Genomic DNA, 16,863 nt, shown 5'->3' on the forward strand with positions numbered 1-16,863 from the left:
GCGCGTCATCGTGGCATGACACCATAGCTCAGCTATGCGAAATGGCGCACAGAGCGAGCTCGGCTTTGTGATTATCCTGACAAGCAGTGTTTCGGAGACTACAACATGACCATCACCTCGCGCTGCAACCATCCAGGCCCGCTGGCCAAGCGGATTCGAACCGTGTCGATCACTTCTTTATTCGCGCGCCTGCTGCGCAAGCGCTGAACCGGACAGAAGATTCTCGTAGGGTGGGCACTGGTGCCCACGCGGTAGAGCCTATGCGTGTGGATATGCACGAAAATACCTACTAAGCAGGCGTACCCGTTCGTCGTTCACCTGTGCAGTCCCATTACCGTACGACTGCGTGGGCTCAAGAGCCCACCCTACATTGCGCGACAGCCAACGCAGGGTGGAAGCACGTCAAGGATTGCCCGCTCCTCCCGCCACCCCATACACCTGTCCGGTCGTATAACTCGACTCGTCCGCCGCCAGCGTGACAAAGGCCAGCGCCAGCTCGGCCGGCTGGCCCGGACGTCCCAGCGGTGAATCCGCGCCGAATTTCTTCAGGTTCTCCTGCGTCTGCCCGCCCGACACCTGCAGCGGCGTCCAGACCGGTCCCGGCGCGATCGCGTTCACGCGGATGCCCTGCTTGCCCAGCTGCTTGGCCAGCGCCTTGGTGAACGCGACTTCCGCCGCCTTGGTCTGCGCGTAGTCCAGCAAATTGGGCGACGGGTCATAGGCCTGCACCGACGCCGTATTGATGATGCAGCTGCCGGCTTTCAGGTGCGGCACCGCCGCCTTGGTGATCCAGAACATCGCATACACGTTGGTCTTGAAAGTCCAGTCGAACTGCTCGGTCGTCAGGTCGAGGATCGAGTCGGTCGAGTGCTGGCGGCCGGCGTTGTTGACGAGGATATCGAGGCCGCCCAGCTGGCGCACGGCTTCGGCGACGAGCTTGCGGCAAAAGGCTTCGTCGCGGATGTCGCCGGGCAGGGCCACGGCCTTGCGCCCGGCATCCTGGATCAGTTTCACCACCTCGCGCGCATCGGCTTCCTCGGCCGGCAGGTAATTGATGGCGACGTCGGCCCCTTCGCGCGCGAACGCGATCACGGCGGCGCGGCCGATGCCCGAGTCGCCGCCGGTCACCAGCGCTTTTTTGCCCGCCAGGCGCCCGCTGCCGCGGTAGGTGGTTTCGCCGTGGTCGGGCCGCGGCGTCATCTTGCCCGCCAGTCCCGGCCAGGGCTGCGACTGGTTCTGGAAGGGCGGACGCGGATAGCGGGCAGCCGCCTCGCGCGCGCGGCCGGCGGGCGGCTGGCCCGGCGCCGGGTCGGCTGGTTGCTGGGCAGCGGCGGGTACGGCGGCCGCTGCAGCGGCAAGGCCGCCGGCAACCGTGCCGACGAAACGGCGGCGCGATGGCGCCGGGTCTTGATCGTTCGAGTCCATGGTGCTCCTGAAAGGGAAAGTGGAGGCCAAGAGTGGCTGTCCCGATGGTAGCGATGATCCGGAACACGCGGCATACGGCAGGAACCGTCTCTCGTGCGCACCGAACTGATCGGTTAGACTTGCGCTTTGCATCAGGATGGGCAGGGCAGTGAACCGAACAACGAAGATTGCGTCCCTGGCGGGCGCCGGCGTACTGGCGGCCGCCTTGGCCGGCTATTACATCGCGGGCCAGCGCGAGCCGGCCGCCCCGGGCGCCGGCGCCGTGCTGCTGGCGGCGCCAGCACCAACGAAGTCGTTCTGGGCCGCGCGCGTGACGCCGCTGGCGGGAGACGGCCAGGATGGCGTCGTCGACGGTGCGCAGGCGCAGGGCCGCTTCAGCGATCCGTTCGCTGTCGCCCTCGATGCCCACGGTAACGTGTATGTGTCCGACGGCGGCGACAGCAACCGCATCCGCCGCATCGACCGCAACGGCGCGGTGTCCACGGTTGCCGGCGCGCGCGAAGGCTTTGCCGATGGCGTGGGCGCCGCGGCTGCATTCCACACGCCGTCGGCGCTGGCGAGCGACCGCTTCGGCAACCTGTACGTGGCCGATACCGGCAACCACGCCATCCGCAAGATCGCACCCGACGGCAGCGTCACCACGCTGGCCGGCGACGGCCAGCCGGGCAACGCCGACGGTGTTGGCCGCGCCGCGCGCTTCCACGCGCCGGTCGGGGTGGCGGTGGACGCGCGTGGCAACGTGTACGTCGCCGACACCTACAACGACCGCATCCGCCGCATCGCGCCCGACGGCGTCGTGACCACGCTGGCCGGCGGCGCCCGCCCCGGCAATGCCGATGGTCCCGGCGCTGCTGCCGCCTTCGACACGCCAAGCGCAATCGCCGTCGACAAGGACGGCACGCTGTACGTGGCCGATACCGGCAACAACGCGATCCGCCGCATCGGCGCGGACGGCATCGTCTCGACATTGGTCGCGCCGCTGGCGGGCGAGCGCCAGCCGCTGCTGCGCCGTCCCACCGGCCTGGCGCTGACCCACGACGGCTACCTGTACATCGCCGGCGCCGGCGGACGCATTTTGCAACTGGCTTTGCAGCCTGGCGGCGAACTCCACGCCCTCGACGACGCCGACCGCCCGCCGCAGTCAAGCTTTGGCGCAGACGGCAAGGTGCACCTGTTCGCGCCGCACGGCATCGCCGTCGAGCGTAGCGGCTCCCTGGTCGTGGCCGACGCGCTGGCGCTGCGCGTGCTGCGCCTGGCGCCGCCGAAGGAGGGCGAAGCCGCGCCTGTCATCGCGCCGCCGAGGCAGGCGCTGCGTACTGCACCGATGCCCTGGCCGGTCGGGCCGCAAGACATGCCGCACGAAGTCGTCGGCCTGATGGGCGAAGTGCGCGGCAGCTACGACGGCGAAAGCCGCGACCACTTCCACGCCGGCCTCGACGTGCGCGCCGACGTCGGCGCGCGCGTGCTCGCAATTACGCCAACCAAGGTCAGCGACCCCTACGCGAACTGGGGTTTCGGTTCGCTCAGCGAAGGCATCGCCATCGGGCCGCTGTCGTACATCCACATGCGCGTCGGCCGCGACGGCCGCGACAAACCCTTCGACGCGCGCTTCCAGATCCTGAGCGATGCGCGCGGCAAGCCGGAGCGGGTGCGGGTGCCGCGCGGCACGCGCTTCGCGGTCGGCGACGCGCTCGGCACCATCAACGCCATGGCCCACGTCCACCTCGACTATTATCCGGGCGGCTCGCTGGTGAACCCGTTGACGCTGCCGTTCCCGGGCGTGGTCGACACCATCGCGCCGCGCCTGCAAGGCGTGGCCCTGTACGACGCTGCGGGCAAGCGCCTGCCGGCGAAGAAGGGCCAGCCGGTACGCATCGAACGCGCGCTGGGCCAGGTCTCGATCGTGGCCGACGGCTACGACCAGATGGACGGCAACCTGGCGCGGCGCCGGCTCGGCCTGTACAAGCTCGGCTACCAGCTGCTGCGTGCGGACGGCAGCGCGCTGCCGGGCTTCGAGCAGCCATTGATCACCCAAGTCTACGACCGCCTGCCGCGCGAGCGCGAGGCGGTGAAACTGCTGTACGCGCCCGACAGCGGCATCACGGTCTACGGCAGCAAGGCGACGCGCTTTGCGTACGCGGTCAACAACACGCTGCAAAACGGACGGGTGGCGCCGGGCAGCTGGCAGGTGGGGGCGCTGGCGCCGGGGGATTACATCCTGCGCATCCATGCGGCCGATTACGCGGGACAGGTCGCGGTCGAGGGGCGCGACCTGGCAATCAGGGTCGAGTAATCCGTCGCGAGGTTTCCCGGGGTGCTCGAACATGTGCGGCCGGACGTCGGGTAGCCGGCTCCACCCGAAACTCGGCACGCACGCGGCCGTCGCGCCGCCCACGCGCAAGGCCCGCACCGACGCGGCCGCACGCCTTAACCGGCGCCCGCTGAACGCACCCTGTACCAGGCCATGCCGATCAGTTCATACAGCGCATACGAGGAGCGGCGCATGCCCTCGGTACTGGGAACCCAGGCCCCGAGCGGTTGCCGCTGCTGGCTGAAGAAAACGGTCGGCGCGCTCACCACCTCGAGCCCGGCACGCTCGAACGCGGCGCGCGAGCGCGGCATGTGCATCGCATCGGTGACGAGCAGGATGCGCTTGACGCCCGCGGGGAGCAGCAGCGCGGCGCTGTAGGCCGCGTTTTCTCCGGTGTCGCGCGAGCGCGCCTCCAGCCACTTCACCGGGACGCCGAAGTCCTCGCGCAATGCCTCGGCCAGGCCATCGGCCAGCGAGGGCGTGTTCCCGGTGCCGAGACCGCCGCTGACGAGGATAGGCAGTCCGGTGCGCCGCTGCAGGTGGGCCGCATAGCGCAGGCGCGCCAGGCCGACGTAATCGGGAATGTCGCGGCCGCCGTATTCGGGCGCACGCTGCAGGCGCCCGGCCGACAGCACGACGATTGCCTGTGCCCCGGCAATGTCGGCTTCCTGCAGCGGCGCGGTCATCCTTTCCAGCGGTGCAACCAGCAAGCGTGCGCCCCCTGTACTCGACAGCAGGAACATGGCCACGAGCGCGCTGGCGGCGACAGCACGGCCGGTCCGCGGCCAGCGGCGCGACAGCGCCAGGCCGAGGGCGATGAGGAGGAACAGGTTGGCGGGGGGAAGGATCAGGCCGCGCGGGACGGCGTTCATCAGGTCAAACAGCAGGGTCATCGAGTCGATCTATTCTTAACGAAGCAGCTTCAGGCCCGGCGGCAGCGCCTCGCCCAGCATGCGTGTCTCGCTCGCCTGGTCGAGCTCCACCACCTCGCGCACCAGCGCCGTCCAGGCGGCCGGCGCACCGGTCGCTCCCAACCGCCGCAGCACTTCGGCGCGCACGGACTCGCCGATGTCGCGCGAGCGGTCGCCGGTCATGCGCGCGATGTGGGTCGCGGCAAAGCCGGCCGGTTCGATCTTTTTCCAGTCAAGCAGCAGCAACTGGCCCAGCCATGCCTCGGCCACCGCGCGTGGCGCGACTTCGTGGGCGCTGGCGTGGAAGGACTGGCGCGCGCCGACGCGCCCAAACGCCCACAGGTAGCGCGCATAGGTGGCCGCCGTCTTGGCGTCGAGTTTGGCGGCGCCTGTTGGAATCGCCGCGATCTGCTCCATCATCCAGTTGCCGATCTCCGCCTTGTAAGCCGCCGGGATGCGTTCCAGCGACGCGCCAAGACGCAGCATGTCGTCCTCGCTGCCGTCGACCAGGGTGATCGGGCGCTTGCCGCGCTCGGACGCATCGGCCTGCAGATTGAAGGCGAAATCGTCGAGCAGGCGCAGCTGCGCTTCGGTGTCGAGGCCGCCGGCCACGCGCCGCCACAGGGTCCACCATTCGGCGCGCACCTGCGTGTCCTTGTGGTATTGCACGCCCGTTTCGAACATCGCCCACAGCTGCTCGATGCGCCAGCTGTCGAGCGGATGGCCGAAGCCGGGGCGCAGGCAAAAGCCGGCCAGGTTCAGCCAGGCGCGTTCGTGCTCGGCCGAGCGGCGCCGTCCCTTCGATCGCTCCATCAAGGCGTCGAACAGGCGCCGCAACAGCGGCGTGGCCCAGCCTTCGCGCCGACCGAGCAGGTGTTCGAGGCTGGCGCGCAGCTGGCGCACTTCCCTGGTGTCGACGGCTTTCGAGCGGGTGCCGAAGACACGTTCGATCTTCTCGATTGCCGCATCCGTCTGCGGCGGCAGGACCTCGGTCTCGACAGCTTCCTCTTCGCCCTCGGCGGCGCGCAGTTCGAAGGCGAGCTGCCAGCGTCCGCTGCCATCCTCGGCCACGCAATGCACTTCCAGCGAACCGACTTCGCTCAGCGACGCCACCAGCTGCACGGCGATCTCGCTGCGCGGCGCGGCGCCGGGCGCAGCGCGCAGCACGGTCGCAATCGGCGGCAGGCGCACGACGTCTTCCGGCGCCAGGTCGACCAGTGCGCCGGCATGTGGCGCGGCGCCGCCGTCGGCCACGGTCGAGACCAGGTGAAAGCGCACCGGACGCCCCAGGCGCAGGGCAAAGCTGCGTTCGTGCAGGCGCACTTCGGTGGCGGCCGGCGTGCCGCGCGGGAGCAGGCACACGGCGCGCAAGCCTGACTGCGCGCGCTCGCCTTCGAGCAGCAGGTAATAGCTCCTCGCCGCGCCGCTCTCGATGGCGGGCGCGGCGCCCTGGCGCGCCAGCGAATAGGCGACGCCGCCACGCGCGACGGCCACGTCCGGATCGAGGTTGTGCAGGATGCGCAGCGGCTGCCCACGCCAATTCTCCAGCGTCGCGGCCAGGCGTTCGGCCAGCGCGGCGCCGCGGAATACGCCGCCGTTGAGCAGCAAGGTGTCAGGCACGGGCAGTGTGGCGTCGTCTTCCACCAGGCCGAGCGCCGCGCGCGCCGCCGCCGCGTGCTGGCGCAGGAAGCTGGCCAGGTGGCGCGTGACGGCCGGGTCGCTGGCGTAGGGCAGGCCGAATTCGACGATGCCGGCACGTGCACGGCGCGCGCTTTCCTGCGCTTCGTTCAGAGGGAAGAAGCCGTCCAGCACCACGCGTTCGATGTCGGCGCGGCGCAGTTCGGCCTTGCGGCTGGCGCCGATCAGGCGCGCACCGGAACCCAGCAGGGTGACGGGTACCTGCTCGGGTGCGTCGCTCGCCAGCAGCTGCTCCTTGGCGGCGCGGCAGCGCTCGGTCAGCTGGGCCAGGCGCGCGGCCGACAGGCGCGCCGGCGCCTGAGTACCATCCTGTTCGGCCATGCGCGCCTCGACCAGGTGCGCCAGCGCCAGGTCCATGTTGTCGCCGCCAAGGATCAGGTGGTTGCCGACGCCGATGCGCGTCAGTTGCGGCTGGCCGTCGACGAGTTCGACCTTGACCAGGCTGAAATCGGTGGTGCCGCCACCGACGTCGGCCACCAGCACCAGCTTTGTATCGGCCAGGTCCTCGGCCAGGGTGGCGCGGTGGCGGTACAGCCAGTCGTACAGCGCCGCCTGCGGTTCTTCCAGCAGGCGCAGGCGCGGCAGGCCGGCCAGCCGCGCCGCTTCCAGCGTCAGCGCCCGTGCACCTTCGTCGAAGGAGGCCGGCACGGTGAGCACGACTTCCTGCTGTTCCAGCGGCTGCCCGGGAAAGCGGATATTCCAGTTGGCGCGCAGGTGGGACAGATAGCTGGCGCTGGCCGCCACCGGCGAGACCTTCGGCACCTCGGGCTCGGCGCCCCAGGGCAGGATCGGCGCCATGCGGTCGACGCCGGGGTGCGACAGCCAGCTCTTGGCGCTGGCCACCAGCCGGCCCGGCGTCGCCGCACCGAGGCTGCGCGCCAGGCGGCCGATGGCGACGCGCTCGAGGCCGGCCACGTCGGCCAACTGCCAGGGCAGCTGCAACTGGCCGGGCCCGAGTTCTTCGTCAGCAGGGTGATAACGGTTCGACGGCAGCAGCGGCGCGCCGGCCACTTCGCCGGGCGCCACCAACTGGTCGATCGGGAACAGTTCGACCTCCGCCGCACCGGGTGCGGCATACGCCAGCACCGTGTTGGTGGTGCCGAGGTCGATACTGACCAGGTAGGATGTCACTGTTCGGTCGTGGTGCGAACGTCGAATTCGACTTTCCAGCGCTGGCCGTCACGCGCCACCGCCGCCAGTTCCAGGGTGCCCGCTTCGGTCGCCAGCGCATGCAGCTTGACCTGCACCACGTCGCCCGGCGTGCGGCCATCGGCCGGCAAGGTTGCCTGGATTTCGTTTTGCTCCTGCAGCTCGTCCGGACCCCAGAAATCGAGCACCTCGCCGATTTGATCCTGGCGGCGCGTGGTCGAACCGAAGAAGCGGAAGTGGACCGGCTCTCCCACCACCAGGCCGAATTCCTGGCCCGGCAGTTCGAGTTCGCTCCCTTCCTCCATGCCGAAGGGCGCCACGCACAGCGCCTGGATCGGCGGTTCCATGCCGGGGATCGCCGGCATCGACGATTCGACGCCGACGTAGTACGAACGCGCCGTGCCGCCGCGGATGCGCACGCCGCCGCCACGGCGCGCGTAGCTGTAGTAGGCCGCGCCGCGGGCGACGGCCAGGTCGAGGTCGGCGCCCTCTAACATGCGTGCCGGTTCCGCGCCTTCCATGTAGAGCCAGTCGTTGATGGTCTCCATCACGCGCTGGGCGAGAATGCCGGACTTGAACACGCCGCCGTTGAACAGCACCGCACTCGGATGCAGGAAGGAGTGGTCGGCGCTCACGCGGCCCGCGAAACCTTCGAGTTCGGCGGTGGCGCCGGCCTGGCGCGCCAGGAAGGCGGCCAGGTGGCGCGTCACGGCGGCATCCTGCGCATACGGCAGGCCCAGTTGCGTCAGGCCGGCGCGGGTGCGCACGGCAGGGCGTGCCGACGCTTCCACACGCGGGAAGAAGCCGTCGGTAATGAACGTCGTGACTTCGTCGCGGGTGAGTTCGGTACGGATCGAGCCGCCGATCAGTTTCGAGCCGCGGCTCGGCACCACGATCGGCCACGTGGTGGCATTCGCGTCGGCCAGCAGGTGTTCCTTGGCGCCGCGGCAGCCGTAGGTCAGCGCGCGCATCTGCCAGGCGTCGAGCTGGGTGCCATTCGCGGCGAGCTTGCGCGCCACCAGGTGGGCCAGGGCCAGGTCCATGTTGTCGCCGCCGAGGAGGATGTGATCGCCCACGGCCACGCGGTGCGGTTCCAGCTTGCCGTCGCGCTCGAGGATGGCGATCAGCGAAAAGTCGCTGGTGCCGCCGCCGACGTCGACCACCAGCACGATGTCGCCGGCTTTGACTTGCTTGCGCCAGGCGCCGTTGCTGCCCTGGATCCAGCTGTACAGTGCCGCCTGCGGTTCTTCGAGCAGCGTAGCGGAAGTATAGCCGGCGTTGCGGGCGGCTTCGGCGGTCAGTTCGCGCGCGCCCGGATCGAACGAGGCGGGAATCGTCACCGTCACTTGCTGCTGGTCGAACGGCGCTTCCGGATGGGCGTTGTCCCAGGCGCGGCGCAGGTGCTGCAGGTAACGCGTGGAGGCGTCCAGCGGCGAGACGCGCGTGACTTCTTCCGGCGCGTCCGACGGCAGGATGGCGGCGCGGCGGTCCACGCTCGGGTGCGACAGCCAGCTCTTGGCCGAAGAGACCAGGCGGATCGGCGTGGTGGCGCCGCGGCTGCGCGCCATTTCGCCGGCGACTGCATCGCCTTCCGAACCCCACGGCAGCGCCAGCTCGCCCGGCGCCAGTTCGTCCGGGTGCGGCAGGTAGAGGAAGGAGGGCAGCAGCGGCAGCGCCTCGACGGTGCCGGGCGCGCTCAGCTGCGGGATCGGCAGCACGCCGTGCGCGGTGTTCTCGCCGTCGCTCGCTTCCAGGTCGACGTACGACAAGGCGCTGTGCGTGGTGCCGAGGTCGATGCCGATGGCATAGCTGGCGCTCACCGGGGCGTTCATCGGGGCGCTCACAGTTCCACCTCCGCCGGCGCCAGCACGCTGGCATCGTGTTCCTTCGCCAGCTGCGGCAGGCGTACGTCGGTGGCTTTCCAGCCGCGGTGGCTCAGGGTGCCCTTGAACGGCGCCTTGCCGACCACGTTGCCGGTCAGGCGCACGCTGGCCGCATCGAAACCTTCTTCGAGCGTGACGCGCGCCCCTTCGGCCTCGTTGCGCACGGGAGCGATCGTGAAGTGGTCTTTCAGTACGCGCGCGCAGCCTTCGTGGACGACGCGGGCGGCGGCGCCGATGTCGGCGTCGGCATAGGCCGCCAGGTTTTCGTGGGCGAAGTCGATCAGGCGCGCTTCGCGCTGCAGCAGGGTCAGCAGTTGCAGGGCGGCGTCCGGGGTGGCTTCGCGCAGCTGGACCGGGACCGGGGCGGGCGCGGCGGCAGGGACGGGCGTCTGGGCGGGCGCCGACGCAGGAGCCGGGGCAGCGACGGGGCCGACCTGGTCATCGCGCACGCGCGCGGCAAATTCGGCGTCGCCGACGGTCTTGAAAAAGGTGCCGAAGGCGAGGGAGAGCCGGCTCCAGAAAGAGGGCAGTTGGGTCGGTGTGCTCATTCTTGATGTTCTGTAGTGGTAGGGAGCGTCGGGGCCTGGGTCCGGACAAACGCGAATGATACCAGTTTGACCACGGGGCCGGCACGCGGACGGCCGCCGGGCGGCAGCCGTCGTGCCACTTCATATGCTGCTCAAGATGAGGAATGCAATGCTTGACAAGCAAGCAGGGAGCGGAAAGTCTCAGCCGCGCACTGCCGCTTCGATGGTGGCGATGTCGATCTTGCGCATCGTCATCATTGCTTCGAACGCGCGCCTTGCTACCGCCTTGTCGGGGTTGGCAATGGCGTCGGTGAGCACGCGCGGCGTGATCTGCCAGTTGAGCCCCCACTTGTCCTTGCACCAGCCGCAGGCGCTTTCCTGGCCACCATTGCCGACGATCGCATTCCACAGGCGGTCGGTCTCGGCCTGGTCGTCGGTGGCGACCTGGAACGAAAACGCTTCGGTTTGGGGAAAGAGCGGGCCGCCGTTCAGGCCGAGGCAGGGGATGCCGAGCACGGTGAATTGCACCGTCAGGACGTCGCCCTCTTTGCCGGACGGGAAATCGCTCGGTGCATGGTGCACGGCCGTGACGGCGCTGTCGGAAAAGGTTTCGGCGTAAAAGCGGGCGGCGTCGAGTGCGCCGCCGTCGAACCAGAGGCAGATCGTGTTTTTGCTGGTCATGGTGTGTCTCCTTGTTGGTTGGCGCAATACGGGGAGCGATTCAATCCTTGATCCCGGCTTCCACCAGTTGCCCGAGCTGCTGCAGCGACTCCTGCCAGCCGAGATAGCAGGATTCGGCCGGAATCATCTCCGGAATGCCTTCCTGGCGGATGTGGATGTCGACGCCGCAGAACACGTCGCGCAGGGTCACCGTGGTCTGCATCCGGCCCGGCAGCTTCGGGTCGTCGAACTCGGCCGTATAGCGCAGGCGTTTGCCGGGTTCCAGTTCCAGGTACTCGCCGCCGAACACTTCGCTGTGGCCGGTGGTGAGGTTCGTGAACGACATCCGGTAGCGCCCGCCTGGTCGAACGTCGATGGCATGCACGGTGGCGAAGTAGCCATGCGGCGGCAGCCATTTGGCAAAGGCATCCGGGGTCGTGAAGGCGCGGTAGACGCGGTCCGCGGTCGACTTGAACACGCGGTGCAGCTCGACGGTATTCGTGGACATGATCGGTTTCCTTATGAAAAGGCAGAGGACGTCCCTCTGGCAGTACGACGAATACAGCTTCGGATATTCGACATCGGGCCGCGGTTTTTTGTAATAAAAATGCTGGCCGGGCGCGGCCGGAAAGATGGGTGGACGCCGCCCGCGGCGTCGAAATTCTTTACATTTTTATCAATGCAGAGTTAACAATAATCCGCAAGCTATTGATTTTAAATGATGTAAATACACTGGTATGCAGGTTGCTTAAAAATGGAGTGCTGTGCCTGATCAACCACTTAAGAGGATTCAGTCATGAAACTTTTGAAGAAAATGGCGTGTGCTGCTGCGCTTGCAACATCGATGGGCGTTGCCCATGCCGAAGTTGTCCTGAACGACTGGGTATTCAATCCGACCGGAGGCGGCTTCGCCGGCGGCCAGACGATCAATGAATACCTGGACGTGAACGGCAATGCCTTCATCCAGCTTAACCCCAGCGGCGGTACGAGCTTTTCGTTCACCGAACACGCGGTGTTCAACATCGCTCAGGCGGACAGCAACTTCCAGCTGTTTCCGGTGAACTACCCGGGTGGCAACATCACCGCGACCTTCGATGCAACCGGTACCGGTACCTTCGGTGGCCAGTTTACCTTCACCGGTGGCACCATCCGCATGTTCCAGAATCCGACGGCCGGTCAGTACGGCACCACGGCGGGCACGTATGGCGCAGACCTGGGCAACGAGTTCGCAACCTTTACCGTGATGGCGGGCGGTGGCGGCGAGGTCGATGCAAGCGGGTCGCCAACCAATAACGGCCGCGTCACCGTGTTCGCGCGGGCTGAAGCAGGATCTCTGGATTCCGGCTATTTCTTCCGCGAAAACGGCGAAGACCTGGCACTGGAAACGATCATGGCCTTTGCCTTTACCAACGCGAACACCGTCGCCGAGCCGACCACCACCCTGGTGAGCGAAGTCGCCTGCGAATTCGCCGGCTTCACCGGCAATGGCTGCAATGGCACGGCCTACGCGAATACCCCGTCCTATTTCTTCGTCAGCAATAACGGTCAGTTCAAACTGTCCGAAGTGCCGGAGCCGGGATCGCTGGCATTGTTCGGCATTGCCTTGCTGGGCGTGGGAATGGCGAGCCGCAAGCGCGCCGCGAAAGTCTGAATTGCGGCAGGGTGCGTCACGAAGAGCGGGCATGCCCGCTCTTTTTTATTTCGCCCAATAATCGACGACGAGCGAGCGCGCCAGGCAGACACCCAGCGTGGCGACAAAGGCGGTGTGCGCCGGATGGCCCAGGTAGACGTCGCGGTCTTCATTGCTGCCGAAGGTGAGCGTGAAACAATGCGTAAAACCGTCGTTCAAGCCTTCCGGGCTGACGTTCGTGCCCCACTCGTAGGCCACGATGCCGGGCACGGCCTGGGCGAGGGCGCCGAAGTCGCTGACGACGGTATCGATCTGTTCGGAAGTAGCGTCGTCCTTGAAGGCGAACAGGACGACGTGGCGCAGGGTGGGGGACGAATTGGCGGTCATGGTGTGCTTGGGTTGAAGGGATACGCGATCTTACACGGCTTGTAAAACGGCTTGCGCACGCGCCTGGTTCGTGAACGATGCACAGACCCGTAAGGTGGGCGGCTATACCTGTTCAGTTTGTGGATCAGCGCCATTTGCGCCGCCACGCATTCAACCAGCCAGTGATCCGTCGCGACGTTCGTAGGGTGGACTCTTGAGTCCACCCTACGGATCGCGGGACTTCACTTGATCACCGCTGGGTCGCAAGCGCTCCTTTGGGTTGCGGTCCTTCAACGCTGCGGTCTCGGTATGACAGCTGCATTTTCAGTTGCAACAATCCTCTATTTGCTTCTGCAGACGGTGAGTCACCGTACTGAACCTTCTTGACGGAAGGCTTATGGTTCAAGAAGAACCCGTTCGGGCAAAAGCAGCCCTTCGTAGCCGCCGGGCGTGGCCGTCGCGCCAAGGCGGCCCGGCACGAATACCGACCACATGAGGACAATATGACCGCTACCGCCCACGAAAAGCATGAAGCCGAAACCCGCGTAGCTGCCGCCGAGTCGAGAACGAATGAGCAATTCGACGTGTGGAAATCGAAAGCTTCAGACGTGCTTTCCTCCCGTTATGTGCGTGGCGCCGCCGTACTGGGAATCGCCGCGGCGGGCTATGCTTTCTTCAGGCGTAAAAAGACCTCCATATCCTATAGGGCACCAGAACGGGCGCGGGAACGCAGCGACGACACTGGCGACCTTCTGAAAACGGGCAGTTTTCTTCTACCCCTGCTGGCGTCTTTTGCCTCTGCCATGAGCAATACCAGCGTCGACCCGTCCCCCGCTGTCCAGAAACAAACAGAAGATGCGCCGACGCGTTTGGCGGAAGACAAACCTGATGCGAAGGATACGGAACCAGCCACGAGCACGCCTCCGCGTCCAAGGTTCGAACACACCTCGGCGAGCTGGATAGGCAGGCAGTGGCAAATATTCCTGGCGGCGGCAAACGCATGGATGGATGATTACGCGCCGAGCATGGGGGCGGCGCTGTCGTATTACACGTTGTTCTCCCTGGCACCGCTGCTGGTCCTCATCATCGCGATTGCCGGGATGGTATTTGGACAGGACGCTGCGCAAGGCGCAATCATCGGGCAGCTTCAAGGCATTATGGGGGAGGAAGGCGCGACGGCCGTGCAGGGCTTGCTGCAAGCTGCGCGTGAACCGTCCACCGGAATGGTCGCCAGTATCGTTGGCGGTTTTCTTTTGCTGCTGGGCGCAACTGCGATTTTCGCCGAGCTGCAAACTGATCTGGACCGCATTTGGGAGGTGCCGGCGAAAGCGAAACCGTCGGGCCTCTGGGGTTGGTTGCGCAGCCGTGTATTGTCTTTCGGATTGGTTCTCGGACTCGCTTTCATGCTGATGCTTTCACTCGTCGTCAGCGCTGCGCTCGCTGCGACGAGCGAATGGTTGGGCGGAGGGACTGCAGCGGAAAGCGTCCTGGCAAATGGTTTGAATTTCGCCGCGTCGTTCGCCCTCTTCACGGTGCTGTTTGCGATGATCTACAAGATCATGCCGACTGCGAAGATATCCTGGCACGATGTCTGGATGGGGGCCGCGGTCACAGCCTTGCTGTTCAACGTAGGCAAATCATTGATCGGCTTGTACCTGGCGAAATCGAGCGTGGCCTCGGGCTTTGGCGCAGCCGGTTCGTTTGTGATTCTCGTCGCGTGGTTCTATTACTCTGCGCAGATTTTCCTGTTTGGCGCTGAATACACGTGGGTGTACGCAAACAGCAAAGTGAAAAACGAATAGTCCAGCCGCCGCCACTTACGAGGTAATGACGATTTCGCCAGGCATTCCTAACCCGCCAAGCCGAGCTCCGTCGTTACCTGCTGACGCAACAGGTATTTCTGGATCTTCCCCGTCACCGTCATCGGAAAACCCGCAACGAAGCGGATATGGCGCGGAATCTTGTAGTGCGCGATCTGCCCCTTGCAAAAGTCGCGGATCTCGTCTTCGCTCGCTTCCATGCCGGGCCGCAGGACGATGCAGGCGCACAGTTCCTCTCCATATTTCGCATCCGGCACGCCGACGCATTGCACGTCGAGGATTTTCGGATGGCGGTACAGGAATTCCTCGATTTCGCGCGGATAGATGTTTTCGCCGCCGCGAATCACCATGTCCTTGGCGCGGCCGACAATCGTCGCAAAACCCTGTTCGTCGATCACGGCCAGGTCGCCGGTATGCATCCAGCGCGCGGCGTCGATCGTTTCGCGGGTTTTTTCTTCGTCGCCCCAGTAGCCGAGCATCACCGAATAGCCGCGCGTGAGCAGTTCGCCTTTCACGCCGCGCGGAACGATCTTGCCGTCGGCGTCGACGATTTTCACTTCCAGGTGCGGATGCACGCGCCCGATGGTGGCCACGCGCAGCGGCACCGGATCGTCGACCGAACTCTGGAAGCTGACCGGCGAAGTTTCGGTCATGCCGTAGGCGATCGTGATTTCACCGAGGTGCATCTTCTCGATCACGCGGCTCATGACTTCGGCCGGGCAGGGCGAGCCGGCCATGATGCCGGTGCGTAGCGTCGACAAATCGTAGTTGGCGAAATCGGGATGGTCGAGCAAGGTGATGAACATGGTCGGCACGCCGTGCAGGCCGGTGCAGCGTTCGGCTTGCACGGTCTCCAGCACCGCTTTCGGCTCGAAACTCTCGCCCGGAAAGACCATGGTGGCGCCATGCGTGACGCAGGCCAGGTTCCCCAGCACCATGCCGAAGCAGTGGTACAGCGGCACCGGGATGCAGAGCCGGTCGCGGTTCGACAGGCGCATCGCTTCGCCGACGAAGAAGCCATTGTTCAGGATATTGTGGTGGGTGAGCGTGGCGCCTTTCGGTGCACCTGTCGTGCCTGAGGTGAACTGGATATTCACCGGCTCGTCGAATTGCAGCGTCGCTTCGAGCTCGGCCAGCTGCGCCAGGCGCGGGTCGCCGTCGGGCACCAGCACGTCGTCGAAATTGTGCATGCCCGGCGTTTTATCCGTGCCCAGGCGGATCACGTGGCGCAGGTGCGGCAAACCCGCTGCTTGCAATTGGCCGGGCGCGCTGTGCGCAATCTCGGGCACCACGTCCTGCAGGATCGCGAGGTAATCGCTCGACTTGAAGGCGGGGGCGAGGATCAGGGCGGCGCAACCGACCTTGTCCAGCACGTATTCGAGTTCCGAGCGGCGGTAGGCCGGATTGATGTTGACCATCACCAGGCCGGCGCGCGCGGTGGCAAATTGCACCAGCACCCATTCGGCGCACTTCTGCGACCAGATGCCGATGCGGTCGCCCGGCTGCAATCCCAGCGCCAGCAAGCCGGCCGCCAGCCGGCTGACGCGCGCATCGAATTCGGTGTAGGTCCAGCGCACGTTCTGGTGCGGTACGACCAGCGCTTCGTTGTCGCCGTAGCGACGGGCGATGTTGGCCAGGAAGGGGCCGATGGTGTCGCCGATGAGGGGCACGTCGTGGGCGCCGTGTACATAGCTCGGGCTCTGCTGCATCTGTGTCTCCATGTCGTTGTCATGATCAGTACTTCTTTATACTAAATCCTCGCTGCCCATGCAGTCCAACAGGAAAACACGCCAATGATCACCCTCTACCATTGCATGAGCGCCCGTTCGTTCCGCCCTTTGTGGATGCTGGAAGAACTGGGCCTGCCCTACGAGCTGAAGATGCTGCCGTTTCCGCCGCGCGCATTCGACAAGCAGTATCTGGCGGTGAATCCGCTGGGGACGGTGCCGGCGCTGTTCGACGGCGCGGTGCGGATGACGGAATCGGCGGCGATGTGCCAGTACCTGGCGGCGCGCGCGGGATCGGCGATGAATGTCGAGCCGGGCGAGCAGGATTACGCGGCCTACTTGAACTTCCTGCATTTCGGCGAGGCGACGCTGACTTTTCCGCAGACGCTGGTCCTGCGCTACACCCATTTTGAATCTCTTGGGCGGCGCGCGCCGCAGGTGGCCGAGGATTATGCGAAGTGGTTTCTGGCGCGCTTGCGCACGCTGGAGCCGCGCCTCGGTGAACGTGATTTCCTGGCTGCGGACCGGTTCACGGCGGCCGACGTGTCGGTCGGCTATGCACTGTTGTTGGCGCAGCACCTGGGTTTGCACGAACGGTTCACGCCGGAGGTGGCGCGCTATTGGGAACGCTTGCGCACGCGCGATGGCTTCGGGCGCGCGATGGCGGCGCAGGAGTGTGCCGCGCTGGCGCAGGGGGTGTCGACGGTGGCGGCGCCGGACATGCGGCCGGCAGGCTGATACAACACGGGCCGGGTA

Annotated in this window: 13 protein-coding genes; 4 read left to right on the top strand and 9 right to left on the bottom strand. The window is 66.2% G+C overall.

Annotated features, from left to right (window positions below; all coding sequences use genetic code 11):
* Window positions 1-402: 402 nt before the first annotated feature.
* The gene (locus tag AC56LG_RS09470; RefSeq protein WP_497165867.1) at window positions 403-1,425 is read right to left on the bottom strand and encodes an SDR family oxidoreductase; all 1,023 of its coding nucleotides are present in this window, start codon (window positions 1,423-1,425) and stop codon (window positions 403-405) included.
* Window positions 1,426-1,573: 148 nt separating this feature from the next.
* On the opposite strand from AC56LG_RS09470, the gene AC56LG_RS09475 reads away from it, so the two are divergent.
* Window positions 1,574-3,718, top strand: coding sequence for an NHL repeat-containing protein (locus AC56LG_RS09475; protein WP_497165868.1), 2,145 nt, complete (start codon window positions 1,574-1,576; stop codon window positions 3,716-3,718).
* 134 nt (window positions 3,719-3,852) lie between these two features.
* Here AC56LG_RS09475 and AC56LG_RS09480 read toward each other — a convergent pair whose 3' ends face one another.
* The 6 genes from AC56LG_RS09480 to AC56LG_RS09505 form a co-directional block, all read right to left on the bottom strand.
* Window positions 3,853-4,629: a YdcF family protein gene (locus AC56LG_RS09480; protein ID WP_497165869.1), complete on the bottom strand. Its 777-nt coding sequence runs from the start codon at window positions 4,627-4,629 to the stop codon at window positions 3,853-3,855.
* A 15-nt stretch (window positions 4,630-4,644) separates the two neighbouring features.
* Complete coding sequence (locus AC56LG_RS09485) at window positions 4,645-7,476, bottom strand: Hsp70 family protein (RefSeq protein ID WP_497165870.1); 2,832 nt, start codon at window positions 7,474-7,476, stop codon at window positions 4,645-4,647.
* A complete protein-coding gene (locus AC56LG_RS09490; RefSeq protein WP_497166412.1) occupies window positions 7,473-9,326 on the bottom strand; it encodes an Hsp70 family protein in 1,854 nt (617 codons plus the stop codon). The genes AC56LG_RS09485 and AC56LG_RS09490 overlap by 4 nt, the downstream gene beginning before the upstream one ends.
* Before the next feature lie 8 nt (window positions 9,327-9,334).
* On the bottom strand, window positions 9,335-9,925 hold the full coding sequence (locus AC56LG_RS09495) for a DUF2760 domain-containing protein (RefSeq protein WP_497165871.1): 591 nt from the start codon (window positions 9,923-9,925) through the stop codon (window positions 9,335-9,337).
* Between the two features lie 180 nt (window positions 9,926-10,105).
* Window positions 10,106-10,585 carry a VOC family protein gene (locus tag AC56LG_RS09500; RefSeq protein ID WP_497165872.1) on the bottom strand — a complete coding sequence of 160 codons (480 nt, stop codon included), beginning with the start codon at window positions 10,583-10,585 and terminating at the stop codon, window positions 10,106-10,108.
* Between the two features lie 40 nt (window positions 10,586-10,625).
* Window positions 10,626-11,072 carry an SRPBCC family protein gene (locus tag AC56LG_RS09505; RefSeq protein WP_497165873.1) on the bottom strand — a complete coding sequence of 149 codons (447 nt, stop codon included), beginning with the start codon at window positions 11,070-11,072 and terminating at the stop codon, window positions 10,626-10,628.
* Between the two features lie 288 nt (window positions 11,073-11,360).
* Here AC56LG_RS09505 and pepA point away from each other — a divergent pair, with 288 nt between their 5' ends.
* Window positions 11,361-12,215 (top strand): flocculation-associated PEP-CTERM protein PepA, encoded by an 855-nt coding sequence (gene pepA, locus AC56LG_RS09510; RefSeq protein ID WP_497165874.1) that lies wholly within the window; start codon window positions 11,361-11,363, stop codon window positions 12,213-12,215.
* A 45-nt stretch (window positions 12,216-12,260) separates the two neighbouring features.
* On the opposite strand, the gene AC56LG_RS09515 is transcribed toward pepA, so the two are convergent.
* Window positions 12,261-12,581, bottom strand: coding sequence for a Dabb family protein (locus tag AC56LG_RS09515; protein WP_497165875.1), 321 nt, complete (start codon window positions 12,579-12,581; stop codon window positions 12,261-12,263).
* Window positions 12,582-12,943: 362 nt separating this feature from the next.
* Here AC56LG_RS09515 and AC56LG_RS09520 point away from each other — a divergent pair, with 362 nt between their 5' ends.
* Window positions 12,944-14,362: a YihY/virulence factor BrkB family protein gene (locus AC56LG_RS09520; RefSeq protein ID WP_497165876.1), complete on the top strand. Its 1,419-nt coding sequence runs from the start codon at window positions 12,944-12,946 to the stop codon at window positions 14,360-14,362.
* A 47-nt stretch (window positions 14,363-14,409) separates the two neighbouring features.
* Here AC56LG_RS09520 and AC56LG_RS09525 read toward each other — a convergent pair whose 3' ends face one another.
* Entirely contained in the window at window positions 14,410-16,101 is a 1,692-nt protein-coding gene (locus AC56LG_RS09525) for an AMP-binding protein (RefSeq protein WP_497165877.1), read from the bottom strand.
* 72 nt (window positions 16,102-16,173) lie between these two features.
* On the opposite strand from AC56LG_RS09525, the gene AC56LG_RS09530 reads away from it, so the two are divergent.
* The gene (locus tag AC56LG_RS09530) at window positions 16,174-16,845 is read left to right on the top strand and encodes a glutathione S-transferase family protein (protein WP_497165878.1); all 672 of its coding nucleotides are present in this window, start codon (window positions 16,174-16,176) and stop codon (window positions 16,843-16,845) included.
* Window positions 16,846-16,863: the final 18 nt, after the last annotated feature.

Source organism: Telluria sp. ZB2R32 (assembly GCF_059685715.1).

Coding starts and splice junctions, on each gene's coding strand:
- AC56LG_RS09470 (WP_497165867.1), bottom strand. CDS start 1,425: ATGGACTCGAACGATCAAGACCCGGCGCCATCGCGCCGCCGTTTCGTC.
- AC56LG_RS09480 (WP_497165869.1), bottom strand. CDS start 4,629: ATGACCCTGCTGTTTGACCTGATGAACGCCGTCCCGCGCGGCCTGATC.
- AC56LG_RS09490 (WP_497166412.1), bottom strand. CDS start 9,326: ATGAACGCCCCGGTGAGCGCCAGCTATGCCATCGGCATCGACCTCGGC.
- AC56LG_RS09495 (WP_497165871.1), bottom strand. CDS start 9,925: ATGAGCACACCGACCCAACTGCCCTCTTTCTGGAGCCGGCTCTCCCTC.
- AC56LG_RS09500 (WP_497165872.1), bottom strand. CDS start 10,585: ATGACCAGCAAAAACACGATCTGCCTCTGGTTCGACGGCGGCGCACTC.
- AC56LG_RS09505 (WP_497165873.1), bottom strand. CDS start 11,072: ATGTCCACGAATACCGTCGAGCTGCACCGCGTGTTCAAGTCGACCGCG.
- pepA (WP_497165874.1), top strand. CDS start 11,361: ATGAAACTTTTGAAGAAAATGGCGTGTGCTGCTGCGCTTGCAACATCG.
- AC56LG_RS09515 (WP_497165875.1), bottom strand. CDS start 12,581: ATGACCGCCAATTCGTCCCCCACCCTGCGCCACGTCGTCCTGTTCGCC.
- AC56LG_RS09525 (WP_497165877.1), bottom strand. CDS start 16,101: ATGGAGACACAGATGCAGCAGAGCCCGAGCTATGTACACGGCGCCCAC.
- AC56LG_RS09530 (WP_497165878.1), top strand. CDS start 16,174: ATGATCACCCTCTACCATTGCATGAGCGCCCGTTCGTTCCGCCCTTTG.